The sequence below is a fragment of the Listeria rocourtiae FSL F6-920 genome (genome assembly GCF_000525975.1).
Taxonomy (GTDB): Bacteria; Bacillota; Bacilli; order Lactobacillales; family Listeriaceae; genus Listeria_A; species Listeria_A rocourtiae.
Genome location: NZ_AODK01000087.1, coordinates 1 through 708 on the forward strand (window position 1 = coordinate 1; position 708 = coordinate 708).

Below are 708 nucleotides of genomic sequence, written 5' to 3' on the forward strand. Positions count from 1 at the left end.
TGTATTTAGTACGACTCTACCGAGACGGGTTTCATATATACCTGCTACATTTACAATTTTAACTAAATTACAATCAACAATAATTACGTCCTGATTGTCGTCATACTTCGAAAGTTCTTCTATCAACTCGCCTACTGTCATGCTTGCTCCTCCTTCAAAACATATATCCCGTCCTGAACTTCTGCAAAGCCTTCGTCCACCAACCTATTACAAATTTTCGTAGACGTGGCATAACCAATTCGAAGCCACCTAGATACGAATGTTACCGTTATTTTTCCATCACGACGTAAGCAATCTAATGCCCATTCATAGTCTGTCATCCCCTTACACCCTCAATCCCATAAAAATCTAAAAACTGTCTACCTAGTTCGCTGACGTGGTAATAAATCAAGCGCCCTGTGTTTTCGCCTTTTTCCGCAAGTCCTTTTTTTAACTAGGTTGTCCCAATCGCCAGTATTTACAATTAACGCCGCAAAGTGATTTCTATATGCTCTCTTTGTATTGTCTAAGCCTAGTGCGTGTTTCATCAAATCCACTTGTTGCTGAGTAACTGCGATTTCGCCTAAATTTACCGTCATGCTTGTTCCTCCTCAAACTTCAAATGATCTGGCATTTCTGAACTCTCAATATGATTCAATTCTTCTTCTAGCCATTTGCGCACGTTGAACTCATTACAAATTGTCTCGTTATGTGGAAATTACATTTAAG

General features: G+C 39.3%; 2 protein-coding genes. Both read right to left on the reverse strand.

The genetic code is table 11. From position 1 onward, the window contains the following. Nucleotides 1–137: 137 nt before the first annotated feature. Entirely contained in the window at nucleotides 138–320 is a 183-nt protein-coding gene (locus PROCOU_RS15825) for a hypothetical protein (RefSeq protein WP_036074369.1), read from the reverse strand. A 39-nt stretch (nucleotides 321–359) separates the two neighbouring features. Continuing rightward, nucleotides 360–578 carry a hypothetical protein gene (locus PROCOU_RS15830; RefSeq protein WP_036074372.1) on the reverse strand — a complete coding sequence of 73 codons (219 nt, stop codon included), beginning with the start codon at nucleotides 576–578 and terminating at the stop codon, nucleotides 360–362. Between the last annotated feature and the right edge of the window lie 130 nt (nucleotides 579–708).